This is a genomic window from Tabrizicola sp., from assembly GCF_031377265.1.
Classification (GTDB): Bacteria; Pseudomonadota; Alphaproteobacteria; order Rhodobacterales; family Rhodobacteraceae; genus JAUYQR01.
Genome location: NZ_JANMET010000098.1, coordinates 1 through 19,466, shown reverse-complemented (window position 1 = coordinate 19,466; position 19,466 = coordinate 1). Strand labels below are relative to the sequence as shown.

The following is a 19,466-nucleotide window of genomic DNA, read 5'->3' as shown; positions in this document are numbered from 1 at the left end:
GCCACATAATCCCGCGCCTTCAGGTCCATCACGATGCCGCGCACGATGCGGAACACGGTGGGCGAGTTCACGAACACCACCGACACGAACACGATCAGGATGTTGGCGGGAAGCGACACGATCCCCAGCGGGTCGGCGTTGAAGGCAAGGCCAAAGTAGAACCACAGCCCGATCACCAGCGTGATGCCGACATAGAGGTTGCGGGTGGCGGGCTGGGTGAAAAAGCGGCTGTTCCACAGGACCACCAGAAAGATGATCGGAAACAGGAACAGCACGCCCGCCATCGCTTCGGGAATGGTCATGCACATCGGAAAGGACGGGGTCCAGCTGGTCAGGGCCTTGCAGGCGGCACCCGCGTCGCCGGGCAGCAGAAAGTCGATGATGTTGAAGCGGGTCTTGGCGATCTCGGGGGTGACCAGCAGGTAGAACAGCAAGATCACCGGGAAGGCCAGCACGAGGTTGGCGATGAACGACAGTGCGGTGTCGAACTTGCCGCCAAGATAGCCCGCAGGCAGGCCCAGCGTCACGCCAACCATGAAGGCGAAGGCCGTGGCGGCTGGGGCGATTGACAGCACCGAACGCGCGCCCATCACCATCCGGCTGAACACGTCGCGGGCAAGGTGGTCGCCACCCAGAAGGTAGTAGGGATAAGCGCCCTCAGCCGCGTCCTTCAGCGGCGATCCGGGCACCGCGTTCTTCAGGCCGGACAGCTGCGCAATCGGGTCGAAAGTGATGATCATGCCCGCAAAAATCGCGGTGAACACCCAGAACATCACGATGCCAAAGCCGATCATCCCCACCGGGCTGTCGAACAGCTTGCCATAGAGCCCAAGCTTGCGCCGAAAGGTGATCGACAGCGCGAAGGTCACGATCAACGCCAGCCACACCGGCCAGAACCGCGCCGATACCGATCCGATGATCCCCTTGGCGGTGAGGCCAGGCAGCACCAGCCCCGCCACCAGATAGGCCAGCAGCACCGCTGCAATGGCCAGCATTACATACCGCGCCAGCCCCGCCACCCGGTCCACCGGGCTTTGCGCCAGGCCCATCGTGCCGCCGCCCATTGGCAGCACCGGCTGGCCTGCAGGCAGGAACGACACCACGATTTGCGCCACCACGGCCAACAGCCACAGGCCAATCAGCACCAACAGCACCGGGTTCAGCACCGTTCCCGCAACACCCGTCCAACTCAAAAGATCGGTCATATCATCCTCCTCAGGACAAACGGATGCGGGGGTTCAGGAAGACATAGCCGATGTCCGAAATGAGCTGGGTCACCAGCACCACAAACACCGCCACGACCGAACATCCCATCAGCAGGTTGATGTCATTGTTGCCGGCAGCTTGGACCAGCGTCCAGCCGAAGCCCTTGTAGTTGTACAGGGTTTCCACGATCACCACGCCGTTCAGCAGCCATGGAAACTGCAGCATGATCACCGTGAACGGCGCGATCAGCGCGTTGCGCAGCGCGTGCCGCATCACCACTTGCCCAAAGGACACACCCTTCAGACGCGCGGTGCGGATGTATTGCGCCGTCATCACCTCGGTCATCGAGGCGCGGGTCATCCGCGCGATATAGCCGATGCCATAGAGCGCGATCGTCATCACCGGCAGCCCGAAGTTCCAGAACGTGATGTCGTCCAGCGCCGAGGTGGCGGTGCCCAGGAACAGGATCTTGCCGTCGATCCAGCCCCAACTGGCCAACAGCGGCGACAGCCCGACAACCGGTGACGCCAGCAGCGCCACCAAAATGACCCCGGACACATATTCCGGCGTGGCCGTCGAGGCGATGGAGAAGGTTGACAGGCTGCGATCCAGCCGTGACCCTTCGCGCATGCCCGACAGCACCCCGATCAACAGCGCCGAGGGCACCATCACCAGCATTACGGCCAGCATCAGCCAGCCGGTTGCCGCCAGCTTTTCGCCCAGTGACGCAAACACCGGCTTTTTGAAGAATGTCGAATAGCCCCAGTCACCCTGCAGCACACCGCAGTAGGTTGGCGCGGTTTCGGGCGTGTTGCTGGCGTTGATGCAACGGCCCCGCTCGGTGCCCTTTTCATCTGTCAGCACCCAGCCGGGCATCAGGCCCATCCATTCGGCGTAGCGACGATACACTGATCCGGCATGGCCGTTCTGCGCGATCCAGTCGACCACCGCCTCCTCGGTCATCCGCACCGACCCCTCGGTCCGCGCCAGTTTTTCCAGGTTGGGCTGCAGGTTGGTCAGAAAGAACACGATGAACGTCAGCGCAAGCGCTGTCAGAAGCATCAGTCCAAGGCGCCGGGCTATGAATTTGAGCATGGAGAGCATTCCTCTGCGCCAAGGGGCGTCATGCCACTGGGAAAAGCGGCGGGAATAATCATGGAAAAAGGGTCCGGGCAGCGCCTGATGGCGCGCCCGGACCGATCACACCAGATTTAGGCGATCGACCACTTGTAGTGGTGATGCTCGTTCGACGGATGCCGCTCGACGTTGATGCCTTCTTTGGCGTGCGCGAACAGCGAGCGCCAGTAGGGCTGGATGATGTAACCCTCGTCTTGAAGGATCGTCTCCAGCGTCACCATGACCTCGCGCCGTGCATCGGCATCGGCCAGCGCCAGAGCCTTGGTCATCGCAGCGTCGAAGTCCGCGCTCGCCATGCCGGTCTCGTTCCACGAACCGGTCGAGGTGTAAGCCAGCGACATGTTCTGGACCGCGAGCGGACGATGGTTCCAGGTGGTGGAAGAGAACGGGTACTTCTGCCAGTCGTTCCAGAAGGTCGAACCCGGCATGACCGTGTGCTTGATGTTCGCACCAGCGTCCTTCAACTGCGCCACGACTGCCGCGGTGGTGGCAGCCTCCCAGCCGTCGTCAAGCGAGATGACTTCCATCTCGGCATCGGCCAGACCGGCTGCTTCCAGCGCTGGCTTCAACCCGGCAGCATTGACCACCTGAGCGGGAAGTGCTGCGTATTCCGGGTGAACCGGGCAGGCGTGGTGGTTTTCAGCGGTGGTTCCGAGGTTGTTGTAGCCCAGTTCCAGCACGACCTTCGGATCGACCGCAAGCTGGATCGCCTGACGCACGGCTTTGTCCTTGTAAAGCTCGCTTGAGGCCGAGTTCATCCGAATGACGATGGTCGCGGCAGTCACGACATCAAGCTTCTTCCACCCAAGCGCATCAAGCTGCTCGATGAAATCGCCCGTAGTCTCATAGTTCATGTCGATCTCGTCGGAACCAGCCAGCGACACCATGGTCGAAGGATCGGTGCCAAAGTCGATGTACTGGATTTCGTCCAACGGCGCGGTTCCGCCCCACCAGGTGTGGTTTGGCGCACGCACGAGAACGGCCTTCTGGCCCACAGACACTTCCTGCGGAACGTAAGGACCGGTGCCGATCGGGTTCACGGCAGGATCATCGCCGTCAACATAGCTGGAGTGAACAACGGCCGCCGGGTAATCGGCGAGGTTCGGAACCACGGCGACGTCCGAAACCGACATATTCAGTTGCACGGTATTGTCGTCGACCTTGACGACTGCGCCGTCACGAAGGGTTTTGGTCGCTTCGTCCACGAGGCCGGGGAAGCGGCTCGCCATCGCGTTGCCTTCGACGTTGCCGTCGGCCCAGCGGGCGAAGTTGCGAACCACATCATCGGCGGTAAAGGCATCGCCGTTGTTCCAGGTCACGCCCGGACGCACCTTCAGTGTGTACTGGGTGGCATCGGCATTGGCTTCCCAGCTTTCCAGCAGGCGGCCTTCGAAGGTGCCGTCGGAGTTGTACTGGATCAGGTATTCCAGCCAGCCGCGGTAGACGTTGGCGATCTGCGGCCAGTCGGCCAGGCGCGGATCCTTGGTGCCGCGGACTTCCATCCCGCAGCGGATCATGCCACCGACCTTGGCCTCTTGTGCCTGGACCGGCGCATCAAGACCCATAATCCCATAGGCCGCAGCAGCAGAAATGCCCAGTGCCGTCGTGCGGCTCAGAAATTCGCGGCGGCTGATTTTGCCGGCCTTCAGTTCTTCGGCATACATGCCGGCGGCCGGATGCAGATCGGCCGCTTTCATTTGTTTGGTCATCGTTGTCTCCCTGACAGGCTTTTTAAGTTTTTTGGCGCTGGTGGCGTCAAAGGGCAGACAGACCGGAACATACATGCCCCGCATGCCTTCCGGTTGCTGGCGCCCCCCACGCACCGACACCTCATTGCGCATCTTTTTGGGCCGCACGTCAACGCTTGGTTTCGCCGGTGTTGCGCTCTTTTGCGACATAAAGTCGTCGAAAACGGTGATCGGAGGGTCGCAACTGCACCACAGGCCTCCGCCACGAAGTCTGCGGGTCACGTCCGGGTCAGGCGCTGCGCCGAAAGGCTGACGGCGACTTGCCGGTTAGATGCTGGAACGCGCGGGTGAAATAGGCCGCAGAGTTGAACCCGAGGCTCTCGCCGATGCGTCCGACGGGCAGCCGCGTTTCGGTAAGCAGTTTGCGCGCCTCGAAAATCCGCCGGTCCTGCAGCAGCGCCGATGCCGGCCGCCCACAGGCGACATTACAACAGCGCGTCAGGTGCGTCGGGGTCACCCCAAGGGCCACCGCGAAATCGGCAACCCCCATCCCTGACCGGAAGTTCCGCTCCAGCAGCGCGGTATAGCGCGCCACCAGGCGTCGCGTCGCATCCTGCTTCGGTGTCTCCGAATCAGCCTTCTTCGTCTGCCGTTCGATCCACACGCCCAGCAGCCCCAGATAATGGTTGCTCGCCCGATCATGGGCGGGCGTATCGCTGTCCATCTCGCGCTGGATCGCATCCAGCAAGATGTTCACTTCCTGCTGTGCATGGACTTCACGGATCCGCAGATGCTGCGGCGTCTTGGGCAGGATCACATCGCAATCGCGCCCAAAGAATACAGCCGTCCCAAAGACTTGCGGTCCGGCTTCAAAGCCATGCATCACGCCCGGCGGAATGAAGATCGCGTTGTGCGAGGTGTAGCCGCGCGTCACGCCCGATATCGTGATTCGCCCCTGACCCTTGGTGAACCACAACAGGCATGGCTCCGAGATCGACCGCATCGCCTCCACGCGCCAACGCCCGCCCGCCGAAAGACGCGGAATAGCCACAAGGCGCAAACGAGAGGGCGGCGCGGTAATTGGCATCGAATCCTATGGGCTTGACGTCCGGACCTAGACTAAATCAGCCTCGGTCGCTGAACCCAAGTAAAAACACCGAAATCGCCGCAGAGTTATCCACAGGCATCCCCAAAACCTGTGCATAACTTGGGGAATGCGCGAAACCTTGGCAAGGCCCGCCCGAAGTCACGGCAGCGACAGCCGCTGCCACCCCTGCATCCGTGATCGAAACCAACTGCGCTGGCGTTTGGCGTATTGGCGGCTGGCCAGCACCGCTGCCACCACTGCCTCCTCCAGACCGATCTCGCCGCGCAGATGTGCCACCAGTTCCGCCGCGCCAATCGCTTTTGAAGACGGCAGTGCCGCGTCCCAGCCCGGTAACGCCGCCCGCGCCTCCTCCAGCGCCCCAGCCGCCAGCATCTGCCGGAAACGCCGCGCGATCCGCTCGTCCAGCCACCCGACCTCCGGCTCCAACACCAGCGCCTCGGCCTGCGTCAACGGCAGGACCGGCACCTGCGTTTCAGCCTGCCACCCGGCCAGACCGCGCCCCGTTGCCGCCAAAACCTCCCACGCGCGTTGCACCCGCGCTCCGTTCAGCGGGTCGATCCGTGCGGCGGTGGCTGCGTCCACTTCTGCCAGCATGGCCGCGATGCCCTGCTCCTTGCGCAGCGCGTCCGCGCGTGCGCGCACCTCTGCTTGGATCGCGGGAATTTCCGCCAATCCATCGGTCAGCGCCGCAAAATTCAACCCGGTGCCGCCCACAATGACCACCGGCCGGTCCAGAAAACCGCGCAGCTCGCGCAACCAATGGCCGACCGAATAGGGCTGCGCCTGGCCCACATGGCCATACATCGCGTGCGGCACTGCCGCCTCGTCCGCCACGGTTGGCCGCGCGGTCAACACCCGCCAGCGGGCAAACACCTGCAACGCGTCGGCATTCACGATCACCCGTCCGTCGCGGGCAGCAAGCTCCATCGCCAAGGCCGATTTGCCGCTGGCCGTCGGCCCGGCAATCAGCACCGGAGCCTCCCGCGAGATCGTCTCAAGATTGCCCAGCCAGCCCAATTGCCTTACTCTTTGCATGAATACTCCGGGGGTTCGGGGGCTGGCCCTCGTTCCGGCCGATGTCACAGGTTGAACCCGCCACCGTTTTGCGACATTTTGCGTCCCAGTCATAGTCAAAAACCATATACGGGGTACCGCATGTCCAATTCCGCCGCTGCCGAGTCCGTCGCCGAGTCCGGGGTCTCCTACACCCGCGTGATGCTCAAGATCTCGGGCGAGGCGCTGATGGGCGATCTGGGCTATGGGCTGCATCCGCCAACAGTTGCGCGCATCGCCCAAGAGGTAAAGTCGGTGCACGACCTCGGGGTCGAGATCTGCATGGTGATCGGCGGCGGCAACATCTTTCGCGGGCTGCAAGGCTCGGCGCAGGGGATGGAACGCACCACCGCCGATTACATGGGCATGCTGGCCACCGTGATGAACGCTCTGGCCATGCAATCGGCGCTGGAGGAGATCGGCGTCTTCACCCGCGTGATCAGCGCGATCCCGATGGATCAGGTTTGCGAGCCCTACATCCGCCGCCGCGCCGTCCGCCACCTTGAGAAAAAGCGCGTCTGCATTTTTGCGGCAGGCACCGGCAACCCGTATTTCACCACCGATACGGCCGCCACCCTGCGCGCCTCCGAAATGGCCTGCCAGGTGATTTTCAAAGGCACCAAGGTTGACGGCGTCTATGACAAGGACCCCAAGAAACACCCCGATGCCAAACGCTACGACACCGTGACCTATGATGAGGTGTTGCAACAGCATCTCGGCGTGATGGACGCCTCGGCCATCGCGCTTGCGCGTGACAACGACCTGCCGATCATCGTGTTCAGCCTTGATGAACCGGGCGGCTTTTGTGGCATTCTTGCCGGGCGCGGTACCTATACAAGGGTGCACGGCTAGTCCGCGCATCACAGCCCGGCAGATTCGCCTTCCCCCTACCAAAACGAATTCAACGGCGATAGAAGCGTGCAAACTGCGGCTTTGCCGTACGCAATGAGGAATAACACCATGTCGAATGACGACCTCGACATCGACACCGATGCCCTTAAGCGCCGCATGGACGGCGCAATGAACGCGCTCAAGACCGAGTTCGCCAGCCTGCGCACCGGCCGCGCCTCGGCCTCCATCGTCGATCCGATCATGGTCGATGCCTATGGCCAGATGACGCCGATCAACCAGCTTGGCACCGTCAACGTACCAGAACCGCGCATGGTGGTGATCAACGTCTGGGACAAGGCGATGATCTCCAAGGTCGAAAAGGCGATCCGCGAAAGCGGCATTGGCATCAACCCGATCTCCGATGGCCCGCTGATCCGCCTGCCGATCCCTGAATTGAACGAAGAACGCCGCCGCGAGCTTTCCAAAGTCGCCGGCACTTACGCCGAAAACGCCAAGGTCGCGATTCGCAACGTGCGCCGCGACGGGATGGACCAGATCAAGAAGGCCAAGGTCAACGGTATGGGCGAAGACGACCAGAAGATGTGGTCCGAAGAGGTGCAGGAGCTGACCGACAAGGCCATTGCCGCCATCGACCGCGCGCTCGAATCGAAACAGCAGGAAATCATGCAGGTCTGATCTGCACGCGTTCCATAATCCTGACCAGATTATGGGCGACAACCAATGCCTTCATCCGGGAGGGAAGGGCGTCTTGTCCAAAGACCTGCACAGTGACATCGACCTGCGTCCGGCCGATCACGTCGCCATCATCATGGACGGCAATGGCCGCTGGGCCACCAATCGTGGCTGGCCGCGCCTTGTCGGTCACCGGCGCGGCGCCGAACGGGTGCGCGAGATTGTCCGCGCCTCGCCCGATCTTGGCATTCGCTGGCTGACGCTCTATGCCTTTTCGACCGAAAACTGGAAACGCTCCACCGAGGAAGTCCTTGGCCTGATGGCGATTTTCGCCCGCTACATTGAACGTGAGGCCGACCGCCTGGCCGCCGAAGGTGTGCGCATGCGCTTTATCGGCGAGCGCGGGCGGCTGGACCCCAAACTGCAGCGCATGATGGCCGGGATCGAGGCGCGCACCGCCGGGTTTGACCGGCTGAACCTGACGGTTGCCATCAACTACGGTGGCCGCGACGAGATTTTGCGCGCCACCCGCCGCATTGCCGAGGAAGTGGCGCAAGGTCACCTTGACCCCGCCGACCTGACCGTGGCTGCGTTTGCCGACCGGCTTGATACCGGCGGCCTGCCTGACCCCGATCTGGTGATCCGCACCTCGGGCGAGACGCGGACCTCGAATTTCCTGCCCTGGCAGGCGGCTTATGCCGAATACGAATTCACCGAAACCCTGTGGCCTGATTTCACCGCTGACGAGCTTGGCGCGATCATCGCCCGCTATTCCAACCGCGAACGCCGGTTTGGCGGGGTCGCCCGGTGACGCTGGACCCAGCGCCAACCCTGCCATCCGGGCGTTGGTCTGATCTGCGCACCCGGGTGATCTCGGCCATGGTGATGGTTGCGGTCGGGGCGGCGGAAATCTGGCTGGGTGGTACCGCCTTTGCGGCGCTGGTGGTGGTGCTGATCGGCCTGATGGTCTGGGAGCTTGCCACCATAACCGCCCCGACCCGGCGCAACACCCCGGTCACGCTGGGCGTGCTTGCTGCCATGGCGCTGGCCGCATCGGTGGTGTTGCAATCCGAGCTTGCCGCGTTGTTCCTGATCCTGCCGACGCTGATGCTGGCCTTCACCCCGCGCCGCAATCGCCGTGTGGCCGCAGTCTATGCCCTTGCGATCATGGTCGCGGGCTTTGGCCTGATCTCGCTGCGCGCCGAAGCTGGCACCTCTGCCATCCTGTGGCTGGTCGCGGTGGTCGTGGCGTCCGACGTGTTGGGCTATTTCGCCGGTCGTCTGCTGGGCGGGCCGAAATTCTGGCCCGCAATCAGCCCGAAGAAAACCTGGTCCGGCACCGTTGCGGGTTGGATCGGCGCGGCGCTGGTCGGCCTTGCATTCTGGCAGTCGGGCCATGGCGGCTGGCTGCTGGTGCCGCTGTCGGCCTTGGTGTCGTTTGCCGGGCAACTGGGCGACATCGCCGAAAGCTGGATCAAACGGCGCGCCGGGGTCAAGGACGCCTCTGCGCTGATCCCCGGCCATGGCGGCCTGCTTGACCGCTTTGATGCGCTGATCGGGGCGGTGGTCGTTGTCATGCTGTTGCGGCTGATCTGGCCGGCTGCCCCGATGTTTGGGGGCTGAGCGATGCGCAGCGTGTCGATCTTTGGTGCCACCGGCTCGGTCGGCGAGCAGACGTTTGATCTGTTGATGCGCGCTGGTGGCCCGGCCGCATTTGATACCGTGGCCCTGACCGGCGGAAGTAACGTGATGCGCTTGGCCGAAATGGCCCGCGCACTGCGGGCTGACATTGCAGTCTGCGCCGATGACAGCCAGCTGCCCGCCCTGCGCACAGCCCTGTCTGGTACCGGAATCGAGGTGGCCAGCGGGGCAGGGGCCATCGCCGATGCCGCCGACCGCCCAGCCGATTGGGTGATGAGCGCGATTGTCGGCGCGGCGGGTCTGGTGCCGGGCCTGCGCGCCCTGCGGCATGGTCGCACGCTGGCGCTGGCCAACAAGGAAAGCCTTGTCACTGCCGGCACGTTGCTGATGCAAACCGCCGCCAGCCACGGCGCGCGTATCCTGCCGGTAGACAGCGAACACTCCGCCATTTTTCAGGCGCTGAACAACGAAGACATTGCCTGCGTCGAGCGCATCATCCTTACGGCATCCGGTGGCGCGCTGCGCGATTGGCCGCTCGCGTCCCTCGCAACCGCCACCGTGCGCGAGGCGATGGCACATCCGAACTGGGCGATGGGTCAGCGCATCACCATCGATTCGGCCTCGATGTTCAACAAGGCGCTGGAAGTGATCGAAACGCGCGAATTCTTCGGCGTCGACCCCGATCAGATCGAGGTGATCCTGCACCCCGAATCGCTCATTCATTCGATGGTCGGGTTTCGGGATGGGGCGATCATGGCGCATATGGGGGCACCCGACATGCGCCACTCCATCGGTTATGCGCTGAACTGGCCAACCCGTGCGGCGCTGCCGGTGGCACGGCTGGATCTGGCACAGGTCGCCACGCTGACGTTCCGCGCGCCCGATCTTGCGCGCTACCCTGCGCTGCGGCTGTGCCGTGACGTGATGGCCACGCGCGGCCTTGCCGGGGCTGCCTTCAACGCCGCCAAGGAACTCGCGCTTGATCACTTTCTGGCCGGTGGAATTGGCTTCATGCAGATGGCCGGGGTGGTTGAAGACACGCTGTCACAAGTTTCTGCTGAACTTTGCCAAGGAAATGCCGTGTTGACCCTTGAGGACATCCTCGGGATGGACCATCTCGCACGGGTAAGGGCAGGCGAAGTCGCACGCCGCATGACAGGGAGCCGCTAGGCCATGGAAATCTTCGCTGCTCTCGGGGGCACGGTCTGGACGGTGTTCTTTTTCATCGTGGCGCTGTCGATCATCATCTTCGTGCATGAATATGGTCACTACATCGTCGGTCGCTGGACCGGCATCCACGCCGAAGTGTTCTCGCTCGGCTTTGGGCCAGTGATCTGGAGCAGGATGGATCGCCGTGGCACCCGCTGGCAGCTTGCCGCCGTGCCATTTGGCGGCTTTGTAAAGTTTCTGGGCGACGCCGATGCCGCTTCGGTGCGGCCGGGCGACACCTCGGGGCTGTCCGCTGCCGAACGGCGGCACACGATGGCGGGCGCACCGCTCTGGGCGCGGTCGGCCACGGTGGCCGCCGGTCCGGTGTTCAACTTCGTGCTGACGTTCTTCGTGCTGGCGGGGCTGCTGCTCTACAGCGGCATGCCGCAGGAACAGCCTACCGTCGGCAAGCTGATGGCAACGCCGTTTGCCGGGCCCACGCTTCAGGCAGGCGACGTGATCGTGGCGGTGGACGGCACGCCGACCCCTGACCTTGCCGCCTTCCGCGACGCGACCCGCGCTTTGCCACCCGAGCCGGTGGTGGACTACGCCATTCAGCGCGGTTCCGACCAGATTTCCGTCAAGGGCCCGCATCCTTACCCGGCCCTTGTTTCGATGGTCCTGATCCGCTCCGCCGCGATGGACGCCGGCATCAAGGAGGGTGATGTCATCCTCAAGGCCGCCGGTCAGGACGTGACGGTGTTTGCCCAGCTTCCCGAAATCGTCGCGGCCTCCAAGGGCGCGCCAGTGCCGCTGACCATCTGGCGCGACGGCAAGACCTTCGAGGTGACGCTGACCCCCCGCATCCGCGTGACCGAAGATGCCGATGGCGCCCTGATCGAGAAGTACCAGATCGGCCTTGGCAGCGGCCTGGTGTTCGAACCCGCCACCCGCAATGTCGGTCCACTGGAACTCGTCACCCTGACCGGGACCGAGATGTGGCGTCAGGTCAGCGCCACTTTTACCGGCATATCGCACCTGATCACCGGCCAGATCAGCACCTGCAACCTCTCCGGCCCGATCGGCATGGCCGAAACCATGGGCGACGCGGCGCGCAACGGGCTGGAAAGCTTTCTTGGCATGCTGGCGGTGCTGTCACTGGGCGTCGGCATCCTGAACCTGTTCCCGATTCCGGTGCTGGACGGCGGCCATCTGGTGTTCCACGCCTACGAGGCGGTGGTCCGCCGCCCACCCTCGGACCGCGCCTTGCGGGTGATGATGAGCCTTGGTCTGGCGGTCATCCTGTCGCTGATGGTGTTTGCGCTGACCAACGACATCGTCTGCGTCTGATGCCCCTTTCGGGCGGCGAAAGTCAGCAATCCCATACCTGCTGATTTTCGCCGGCCCACACAACATGTGGGAAAGTTATCCACAACGACCGCAGGCTTTTGACAACGCTCTGCTTTCCCGCTAGTCAAACGAAAGCAAAGCAGAACGACGGGGACTCATGATGCGCAACACATTTGGCACGGCCAGCACACGGTCGATCACAGCCAAAAACCGGGTGCGTCTTATGGCAACGGCGGTTTTCTTCGCCACCGCAACGGTTTCCGCTCCGTTCCTCAGCCCGGCCTTCGCGCAAAGCTTCAGCTTTTCGAACGTAAAGATCGAGGGCAACACCCGCGTCGACGCCGCAACCATCCTGAACTTCGCTGGAATCAAGCGCGGCACCGAGGTATCTGCCGCCGCTTTGAACGACGCGTATCAGCGGATTGCCAACTCCGGACTGTTCGAAACCGTGGAACTTGTTCCCCAGGGTTCGACCCTGTTGATCCGCGTTACCGAATACCCGATCGTCAACGTGATCAGCTTTGAGGGCAACAAGCGCCTCAAGGATGAAATCCTCGCCACCCTCGTGCAATCGCAAACGCGCCGCGTCTATTCGCCCAGCTTGGCCGAATCCGACGCCGCAGCCATCGCCGAGGCTTATCGCACCGCTGGCCGCCTCGCCGCCTCGGTCACGCCAAAGATCATCCGCCGCTCCGAAAACCGCGTCGATCTGGTGTTCGAGATCGCCGAGGGCAAGGTTGTCGAGGTCGAGCGGCTGGCCTTTTCCGGCAACCGTGCATTTTCCGACCGCCGTCTGCGTCAGGTGCTGGAAACCAAACAGGCGGGCCTGCTGCGCAACCTGATCCAGCGTGACACCTTCATCGCCGAACGGCTTGATCTCGACAAACAGGTGCTGACCGACTTTTACCTGTCGCGCGGCTATGTCGATTTCCAGATCCTTGACGCCACCGCCGAAGTTTCGCGTGAACGCGACGCCACCTTCGTGACCTTCACTGTGCGTGAAGGCCTGCCCTTCACCATCGGCAAGACCTCCACCGTATCCGAAGTGGAAGGCGTCGATGCCGCCGAGTTCGAGGCCGTGCAGAAAATCCGCACCGGCCAGACCTATTCGCCCGCCGTGATCGAAAATAACATCGCCCGGATGGAAAATCTGGCGCTGCGCAAGGGCCTGAACTTCGTTCGGGTCGAGCCGCGCGTCACCCGCGACGAACGCGGTCAGGCGCTCGACATCGAATTCGCCATCGTGCGCGGCGAGCGTATCTTCGTGGAGCGGATCGACATCGAGGGCAATGCCACAACGCTGGATCAGGTGATCCGCCGTCAGTTCCGCAGCGTCGAAGGCGACCCCTTCAATCCGCGTGAAATCCGCCAATCCGCCGAACGCATCCGCGCGCTTGGCTTTTTTTCCGACGCGCAAGTCAACACCGAACCGGGGTCTGCCGGCGATCAGGTGGTGGTCAATGTCGATGTCGAAGAACAGCCCACCGGCTCGCTCAGCTTTGGTTTGTCCTATTCGGTCGCCAGCGGTGCTGGCCTGAACATCGGGTTTTCCGAATCCAACTTCCTCGGGCGTGGTCAGCGCCTGTCGCTGAACGTAAGCTCCGGCACCGATACCCAGAACTCCAGCTTCAGCTTTACCGAACCTGCCTTCCTTGGCCGCGATCTCAGCTTTTCGGTGGGCGCGTACTACCGCACCTCGGATAGCGACAGTGCGCTCTACAATACCCAGAACATCGGCTTTACCACCGGCATCGGCTTTCCGGTCGGCGAACAGTCCCGGCTCGATGTACGGCTGCGCTTCTCGGAGGATGAGATTTCCGATTACACCGGCGACTCACCGATCCTGATCGGTGAATCCGCCCTTGGAAAGCTGGTTACATCGTCCATCGGCTATACCTATGAATACGACACGCGCATCACTGGCCTTAATCCGAATGGCGGCCTCCTGCTGCGCTTTGGTCAGGATTTCGCGGGCCTGGGTGGCGATACCAAATACGTCTCGACAACCGCGCTGGCCTTGGCCGAGACCAAGGTCTGGAACGAAGAAGTCACCGTGCGCGCCATCTTTGAAGGCGGGCTGATCAGCTCGCTTGGCGGCAATACCAGCCGCGTGACCGAACGCTTCTTCGGCAACGGCAAGATCCGCGGCTTTGAACCCAACGGCATCGGCCCGCGCGATGGCACCGATAATGATGCGCTTGGCGGCAATGCCTTTGCCGTTGCCCGGTTCGAGGCCGACTTCCCACTTGGTTTGCCCGAAGAATACGGCATCACCGGCGGTGCGTTCTTCGACGTGGGCTCGGTCTGGAGCCTGGACAACACCGCCGGCCTTGCGACGGTCGATGACAGCTTCAAACCGCGCGCATCGATTGGTCTTTCGGTGTTCTGGAACACGCCGATCGGACCCTTGCGCTTCAACTTCAGCCATGCGCTGAAGAAAGAGGCGCTGGACAAGGAACAATCGTTCGATCTGACGATCTCGACCAAGTTCTGATGATGCCTGGCTGGGGCAGGGTCGTGTCCCGCAGCGCCCGCCTTGCCGGTTTGGTTGTCGCCCTTTGCCTTTGGGTGGCGGCACCTGTCGCGGCTCAGGACGCAACGAAGAACTCCGTCGTGCTGACGCTGGATCAGGATAGATTCTTTGCCGGTTCCGTCTTTGGCAAGGCCGCGCTTCAGCGCGAGCAGACAGCAGTCGATGCCTTGGCGGCCGAGAATCTCAAGATCGAACAGGCCCTTGAGGCCGAAGAAAAAGACCTCACCACCAAGCGCGCCGCCCTTCCTGCGGCCGAATTTGCCGCGCTGGCCACCGCCTTTGATACCAAGGTTGAAAACATCCGGGCCGCGCAGGATGCCAAATCACGCGACATCGGGCGCAAGCGTGACGAGGACCGTCAGCGTTTCTTTCAGGCGGCGGTTCCGGCGCTTGGTGCGCTTTTGACCGAAATGGGCGCGGTTGCCATTCTGGACAAGGGTGCGATCATCCTGTCGCTGTCCGTAATCGACGTGACCGATGCGGCCATCGCGCGCGTCGACGCCAGCCTTGGCGATGGCTCCGCCCCTCCGGCGCCGCCACCCAAGCCTGCGCCGGACCCCGGCACCCCCGAACCCGCCCCATCAGAACCGATCCCTTCCGAACCGTGATGCGGCTGAACTTGTCACCCGTCGCCTGACTTGCTAGCTACACATTCAGGGACAGGGCGGCGACAGACTGCCAAGACATGAAGGGCTTGACCATGGACGCTACGGGCAGAACCACCGCCGACCTGGATTTGATCCAACGGATCATTCCGCATCGCTATCCGTTCCTGTTGATCGACAAGGTGCGTGATGTGGTTGTGAACGAAAGCTGCGTTGGCATCAAATGCGTCACCTTCAACGAACCGCAGTTTCAGGGCCATTTTCCCGGCATGCCGATCTTCCCCGGCGTGATGATCATCGAGGCGATGGCGCAGACCTCCGGCATCCTTGTCGGCCTGTCGATGGATCTGGTGGACAAGAACGCCAACGTGTTCTTCATGGGCGTCGACGGCGTGAAATTCCGCCGCAAGGTGGTGCCCGGCGATGTGATGGAACTGCATGTCCGCGCCCTGCGGGGCGGCGGCCGGGTGTGGAAATTCGAAGGCCGCGCCATGGTGGAGGGCGAGCTGGCCTGCGAGGCCACCTTCATGGCCATGTTCGACGTGCCCAAGGCATGACCATCGACCCCACCGCCACCATCCACCCTACCGCCGTCGTCGAACCCGGCGCCAGTATCGGCGCGGGCTGCAACATCGGCCCCTTCGCGCTGATCGGCCCCGAAGTCACGCTTGGCGCCCGCGTCACGGTGAAATCCCACGCCGTCGTCACCGGCTGGACCGATATTGGCGACGACAGCACGATCTTCCCCTTCGCCACCGTCGGTGAGGTGCCGCAAGACCTGAAATTCGCCGGTGAACGCACCCGCCTCGTCATCGGCCAGCGCTGCCGCATCCGCGAGGGGGCCACGCTCAACACCGGCACCGAAGGCGGCGGCGGCATCACCCGCGTCGGCGACGATTGCCTGATCATGACCGGCGCGCATGTCGGCCATGACGCGCAGATCGGCAACCGGGTGATTCTGGTCAACCACGTCGCCATCGCCGGCCACTGCCAGCTGGGCGATGATGTCATCGTTGGCGGGCTGTCGGGCGTACACCAATGGGTGCGCATCGGCCAGGGCGCTATCATCGGCGCGATCACCATGGTCACCAACGACGTCATCCCCTACGGCCTCGTCCAGGCCCCACGCGGGGAACTCGACGGGCTGAACCTCGTCGGCCTGAAACGCCGTGGCATCGAACGCGCCGATATCACTGCCCTGCGCGCCGCTTACCAAATGCTGGCGCAGGGCGAGGGCAGCTTTCTGGACCGTGCCCGCCGTCTTGCCGAAGAAACCGACAGCGCCCATGTGCGTGAGATGACCGATTTCATCCTTTCCGCCTCGGACCGCAGCTTTCTGACCCCCAAGGGTGCCAAGTGAAGACCGCGCTCATCACCGGGCGGGGCGGCCTGCCCGCAGCCCTGGTGGCCGCAATGCCCGCGCGCCCGCTGATCGCCAGCCTTGACGGCTTTACCCCCGACGGGCTGACCCCTGACATGGGCTTTCGGCTGGAACGTCTGGTGCCGTTCCTGCGTGCCCTGCATGACCAAAACATCACCCATGTGACCTTCGCCGGTGCTGCCCAACGCCCGCGCCTTGACCCCGCACTGATCGATCCGGCCACCGCGGAACTGCTGCCAGCGCTGATGGCTGCGATGGCGCAGGGCGATGACGCCACCCTGCGCGCGGTGATCGCGATTTTCGAGGACGAGGGCTTCACCATCGCCGGGGTTGCCGACATCGCCCCCGCGCTGATCCCCGGTCCGGGGTTTCTGGCAGGGTCCGCCACGGATGCCGACACCCGTGATGCGACGCGCGCGGCCAGCATCGTGGCCGCCCTTGGCACGGTCGATGTGGGGCAGGGTGCCGTGGTGCAACAGGGCCTTTGCCTTGGGGTCGAGGCGCTGCCCGGCACCGATGCCATGCTGCGCGCGGTGGCAGGCATCCCCGCAACCTTGCGCCCCGATCCCGCAAAGGGCAAAGGTCTGTTCTACAAGGCACCAAAGCCGGGGCAGGACCGGCGCATCGATCTGCCCACCCTTGGCCCCGATACCATCCACCTTGTCGCCGCCGCAGGTCTTGGCGGCATTACCTGGGCTGCGGGCGGCGTGATCTGCCTTGACCCTGCCGCGATGGCCGACCTTGCCGCCGAGAACGGCCTTTTCCTGTGGTCGCGCGCGCCATGAAGCTGTTCCTGATCGCCGGAGAACCTTCGGGCGACAGGCTGGGCGCCGCCCTGATGCAAGGGCTGAAGACCCTCTCCCCCGGTGTGCAGTTCACCGGCATCGGCGGCCCGCTGATGCAAGCCCAAGGTCTGATCAGCCTGTTCCCGATGGAAGAGCTTTCGATCATGGGCCTGATCGAGGTCTTGCCGAAATACGTCGCGCTGAAACGCCGAATCGCCCAGACCGCCACAGCAGCCCTTGCCGTAGAACCCGATGCCCTGATCACCATCGACAGCCCCGATTTCTGCCTGCGCGTTGCCGCTATCGTCAAAGCCGCTCGCCCGAACTTGCGCACCATCCACTACGTCGCGCCGTCGGTCTGGGCATGGCGTCCGGGTCGCGCGGCAAAGATGGCCCGCGTTATTGACCATGTGCTGGCCCTTTTGCCGTTCGAGCCACCTTTGATGACAGCCGCCGGCATGACCTGCGATTTCGTCGGTCATCCGGTGGTGGCCGAACCGCTCGCCTCAGCTGCTGAGGCGGCGCTGATGGCAGGCGACGGCCCGCTGATTCTCGCCCTGCCGGGGTCGCGTCGCGGGGAAGTCACCCGGCTTGCCCCGGTGATCGGCCAGGTTCTGGCGCAAGTTAAGGCCGTGCATCCACAGGTCCGCATCGCGCTGCCAACCGTTCGTGGCGTGGCTGATCTTGTCCGCGATCTGTCCCGCGACTGGCCGGTTATCCCGCAGATTATCGAAGACTCGGTGCTGAAACGCGCCGCCTTTGCCGCCGCTGATGTGGCCATTGCCGCCTCGGGCACCGTGTCACTGGAACTCGCCGCCAACGGCTGCCCGATGGTCATTGCCTATGACATGAACCCGGTCACCTTCTGGCTGATGCGCCGCGCGGCGCTGATCGACACTGTGACGCTGGTCAATCTGGTATCCGACACCCGCGTCGTGCCCGAATTTCTCGGCAACCGCTGCCGCGCCGACCTGATCGCGCCAGCGCTACTCGCCTTGCTGGCCGATGGCAGCGCGCAACAGGCAGCGATGCAGCTGACGATGGCGCGATTGGGCAAGGGTGGCGAGGCGCCCGGCCTGCGTGCCGCCCGCTCGGTTCTGGCCGCGATCACGGCCCGAGGTTAAGGATTTCCAGCACTTTCGGCATCAGCACGGTCATCTGGTCGTTCACCAGCTTCATCACGCCCGGCTGTTGCGCCTGCGTCAGTTGCGGCAGCTTCTTCATCACTGACCGACCCTCTGGCGTGGCATAGAAATCGCGCAGTGCGGTGATCTCGCCCAGCGTCATCAGATCGGCCATGATCGGTGCCTGATCCTTCATCAACTGGGTCATCGGGCCTTCGAACGTCTGCATGTACAGCGCCTTGATCGCCTCCAGCTGTTCCGGCGAAACCGTCGCACCCGAGGCTTCGACCTGCTGGATCACCGGTGCCCACATCGTGGCAATCAGCGCCGCCATGTCGAAATCCTGCAAGGCAAGCGACACATATTCGTCGGCGACCGCGATCCGCTCCTCGCGGGTTTCGGCAAGGGCGGTGAACGGCAGGCACAGCATGGCGCTGGCCAGAAGGATTGAACGCATGGCAGGCTCCCTCTCAGCTTGGGCAAGGCCCATTCGTTAACAAAGTGTTACTCAGGTTCACTCAAGCCATTGAAAACAAACGAGTGCAGTACTTGTCCACGCGTGGACAAATGCTAACGGCCCTTCCAGATCCAGCCGCCCCCAAAGATCCGCCCCCCCTCAGGGGCATAAAAGACGCAGGCCTGCCCGGCCGAAACCCCATCCTCGGCCTCGATCAATTCGACCTCCGCCTCGGTGGCCGACAGGGGCCGGATCACCGCCGGGCGGGGCGGGCGGGTGGAGCGGACCTTGACCGCCACATGCCATTCGGCCCGGGTCTGCAGCGGCGCATCGCCCAGCCAGTTGATCTCGCGCAGGGGCACCCGGCGGGTTGACAGCGCCTCTTTCGGGCCGACGATCACCTGCCGCAGCAGCGGATCAAGCCGGACCACATAGAGCGGATCGTCCAGCCCGCCGATCCCCAGACCTTTGCGTTGGCCGATGGTGTAATGGATCACACCGCGGTGCTGGCCCAGCACCCGGCCTTGCAGATCGACGATTTCGCCGGGATCGGCCGAGCCGGGGCGCAGCTTTTCGATCACGGCGGCGTAATTGCCGTTCGGCACAAAGCAGATGTCCTGACTGTCGGGCTTGTCCGCCACCGGCAGGCCATATTTCGCAGCCAATGCCCGGGTTTCCGCCTTGGACGCCAGATGCCCCAGCGGAAACCGCAGATAATCCAACTG

The 19,466-nt window shown here is 63.4% G+C and carries 19 protein-coding genes; 12 read left to right on the top strand and 7 right to left on the bottom strand.

Translation table 11 applies throughout. The annotated features are described in order from the left end of the window. The 5 genes from RMO18_RS05850 to miaA form a co-directional block, all read right to left on the bottom strand. Positions 1-1,205: ABC transporter permease (locus tag RMO18_RS05850; protein WP_309664532.1), on the bottom strand; the 1,205-nt coding region annotated here is incomplete at its 3' end. 10 nt (positions 1,206-1,215) lie between these two features. After that, entirely contained in the window at positions 1,216-2,301 is a 1,086-nt protein-coding gene (locus RMO18_RS05845; protein WP_309664530.1) for an ABC transporter permease, read from the bottom strand. A gap of 116 nt (positions 2,302-2,417) precedes the next feature. Next, entirely contained in the window at positions 2,418-4,052 is a 1,635-nt protein-coding gene (locus tag RMO18_RS05840; RefSeq protein WP_309664528.1) for an ABC transporter substrate-binding protein, read from the bottom strand. A 268-nt stretch (positions 4,053-4,320) separates the two neighbouring features. Beyond that, positions 4,321-5,082, bottom strand: coding sequence for an AraC family transcriptional regulator (locus RMO18_RS05835; protein ID WP_309664527.1), 762 nt, complete (start codon positions 5,080-5,082; stop codon positions 4,321-4,323). Between the two features lie 195 nt (positions 5,083-5,277). Beyond that, positions 5,278-6,174 carry a tRNA (adenosine(37)-N6)-dimethylallyltransferase MiaA gene (miaA, locus tag RMO18_RS05830; RefSeq protein ID WP_309664526.1) on the bottom strand — a complete coding sequence of 299 codons (897 nt, stop codon included), beginning with the start codon at positions 6,172-6,174 and terminating at the stop codon, positions 5,278-5,280. 120 nt (positions 6,175-6,294) lie between these two features. On the opposite strand from miaA, the gene pyrH reads away from it, so the two are divergent. The 12 genes from pyrH to lpxB all read left to right on the top strand — a co-directional run bounded on the left by pyrH (position 6,295) and on the right by lpxB (position 18,284). Then, the gene (pyrH, locus tag RMO18_RS05825; protein ID WP_309664524.1) at positions 6,295-7,044 is read left to right on the top strand and encodes a UMP kinase; all 750 of its coding nucleotides are present in this window, start codon (positions 6,295-6,297) and stop codon (positions 7,042-7,044) included. A gap of 108 nt (positions 7,045-7,152) precedes the next feature. After that, positions 7,153-7,719, top strand: a complete 567-nt coding sequence (gene frr, locus RMO18_RS05820) for a ribosome recycling factor (protein WP_309664523.1) — start codon at positions 7,153-7,155, stop codon at positions 7,717-7,719. Positions 7,720-7,792: 73 nt separating this feature from the next. Further along, positions 7,793-8,527 (top strand): polyprenyl diphosphate synthase, encoded by a 735-nt coding sequence (gene uppS, locus RMO18_RS05815; protein ID WP_309664522.1) that lies wholly within the window; start codon positions 7,793-7,795, stop codon positions 8,525-8,527. A 2-nt stretch (positions 8,528-8,529) separates the two neighbouring features. Continuing rightward, positions 8,530-9,339: a phosphatidate cytidylyltransferase gene (locus tag RMO18_RS05810; protein WP_309664536.1), complete on the top strand. Its 810-nt coding sequence runs from the start codon at positions 8,530-8,532 to the stop codon at positions 9,337-9,339. 3 nt (positions 9,340-9,342) lie between these two features. Beyond that, on the top strand, positions 9,343-10,527 hold the full coding sequence (gene dxr / locus RMO18_RS05805; RefSeq protein WP_309664520.1) for a 1-deoxy-D-xylulose-5-phosphate reductoisomerase: 1,185 nt from the start codon (positions 9,343-9,345) through the stop codon (positions 10,525-10,527). 3 nt (positions 10,528-10,530) lie between these two features. Next, entirely contained in the window at positions 10,531-11,856 is a 1,326-nt protein-coding gene (gene rseP / locus RMO18_RS05800) for an RIP metalloprotease RseP (RefSeq protein WP_309664519.1), read from the top strand. Between the two features lie 160 nt (positions 11,857-12,016). Then, entirely contained in the window at positions 12,017-14,350 is a 2,334-nt protein-coding gene (gene bamA, locus RMO18_RS05795) for an outer membrane protein assembly factor BamA (protein ID WP_405054015.1), read from the top strand. Between the two features lie 23 nt (positions 14,351-14,373). After that, a complete protein-coding gene (locus RMO18_RS05790) occupies positions 14,374-14,997 on the top strand; it encodes an OmpH family outer membrane protein (RefSeq protein WP_309664516.1) in 624 nt (207 codons plus the stop codon). A gap of 92 nt (positions 14,998-15,089) precedes the next feature. Further along, positions 15,090-15,551 carry a 3-hydroxyacyl-ACP dehydratase FabZ gene (gene fabZ, locus RMO18_RS05785; protein ID WP_309664534.1) on the top strand — a complete coding sequence of 154 codons (462 nt, stop codon included), beginning with the start codon at positions 15,090-15,092 and terminating at the stop codon, positions 15,549-15,551. Next, the gene (gene lpxA, locus RMO18_RS05780) at positions 15,548-16,354 is read left to right on the top strand and encodes an acyl-ACP--UDP-N-acetylglucosamine O-acyltransferase (RefSeq protein ID WP_309664515.1); all 807 of its coding nucleotides are present in this window, start codon (positions 15,548-15,550) and stop codon (positions 16,352-16,354) included. The genes fabZ and lpxA overlap by 4 nt, the downstream gene beginning before the upstream one ends. Then, entirely contained in the window at positions 16,351-17,160 is an 810-nt protein-coding gene (locus RMO18_RS05775; protein WP_309664513.1) for a UDP-2,3-diacylglucosamine diphosphatase LpxI domain-containing protein, read from the top strand. Before lpxA ends, RMO18_RS05775 begins: the two co-directional genes overlap by 4 nt. Continuing rightward, positions 17,157-18,284, top strand: a complete 1,128-nt coding sequence (lpxB, locus tag RMO18_RS05770; protein ID WP_309664533.1) for a lipid-A-disaccharide synthase — start codon at positions 17,157-17,159, stop codon at positions 18,282-18,284. The genes RMO18_RS05775 and lpxB overlap by 4 nt, the downstream gene beginning before the upstream one ends. On the opposite strand, the gene RMO18_RS05765 is transcribed toward lpxB, so the two are convergent. After that, a complete protein-coding gene (locus RMO18_RS05765; protein WP_309664511.1) occupies positions 18,268-18,741 on the bottom strand; it encodes a DUF2059 domain-containing protein in 474 nt (157 codons plus the stop codon). The genes lpxB and RMO18_RS05765 overlap by 17 nt on opposite strands. Before the next feature lie 113 nt (positions 18,742-18,854). After that, positions 18,855-19,466: tRNA methyl transferase PRC-barrel domain-containing protein (locus tag RMO18_RS05760; RefSeq protein ID WP_405054014.1), on the bottom strand; the 612-nt coding region annotated here is incomplete at its 5' end.

What these genes read in the sequence shown, in the direction of transcription:
- miaA (WP_309664526.1), bottom strand. Translation starts at nt 6,174, where the DNA reads ATGCAAAGAGTAAGGCAATTGGGCTGGCTGGGCAATCTTGAGACGATC.
- lpxB (WP_309664533.1), top strand. Translation starts at nt 17,157, where the DNA reads ATGAAGCTGTTCCTGATCGCCGGAGAACCTTCGGGCGACAGGCTGGGC.
- RMO18_RS05765 (WP_309664511.1), bottom strand. Translation starts at nt 18,741, where the DNA reads ATGCGTTCAATCCTTCTGGCCAGCGCCATGCTGTGCCTGCCGTTCACC.
- frr (WP_309664523.1), top strand. Translation starts at nt 7,153, where the DNA reads ATGTCGAATGACGACCTCGACATCGACACCGATGCCCTTAAGCGCCGC.
- fabZ (WP_309664534.1), top strand. Translation starts at nt 15,090, where the DNA reads ATGGACGCTACGGGCAGAACCACCGCCGACCTGGATTTGATCCAACGG.
- RMO18_RS05840 (WP_309664528.1), bottom strand. Translation starts at nt 4,052, where the DNA reads ATGACCAAACAAATGAAAGCGGCCGATCTGCATCCGGCCGCCGGCATG.
- pyrH (WP_309664524.1), top strand. Translation starts at nt 6,295, where the DNA reads ATGTCCAATTCCGCCGCTGCCGAGTCCGTCGCCGAGTCCGGGGTCTCC.
- dxr (WP_309664520.1), top strand. Translation starts at nt 9,343, where the DNA reads ATGCGCAGCGTGTCGATCTTTGGTGCCACCGGCTCGGTCGGCGAGCAG.
- rseP (WP_309664519.1), top strand. Translation starts at nt 10,531, where the DNA reads ATGGAAATCTTCGCTGCTCTCGGGGGCACGGTCTGGACGGTGTTCTTT.
- RMO18_RS05845 (WP_309664530.1), bottom strand. Translation starts at nt 2,301, where the DNA reads ATGCTCAAATTCATAGCCCGGCGCCTTGGACTGATGCTTCTGACAGCG.
- bamA (WP_405054015.1), top strand. Translation starts at nt 12,017, where the DNA reads ATGCGCAACACATTTGGCACGGCCAGCACACGGTCGATCACAGCCAAA.
- lpxA (WP_309664515.1), top strand. Translation starts at nt 15,548, where the DNA reads ATGACCATCGACCCCACCGCCACCATCCACCCTACCGCCGTCGTCGAA.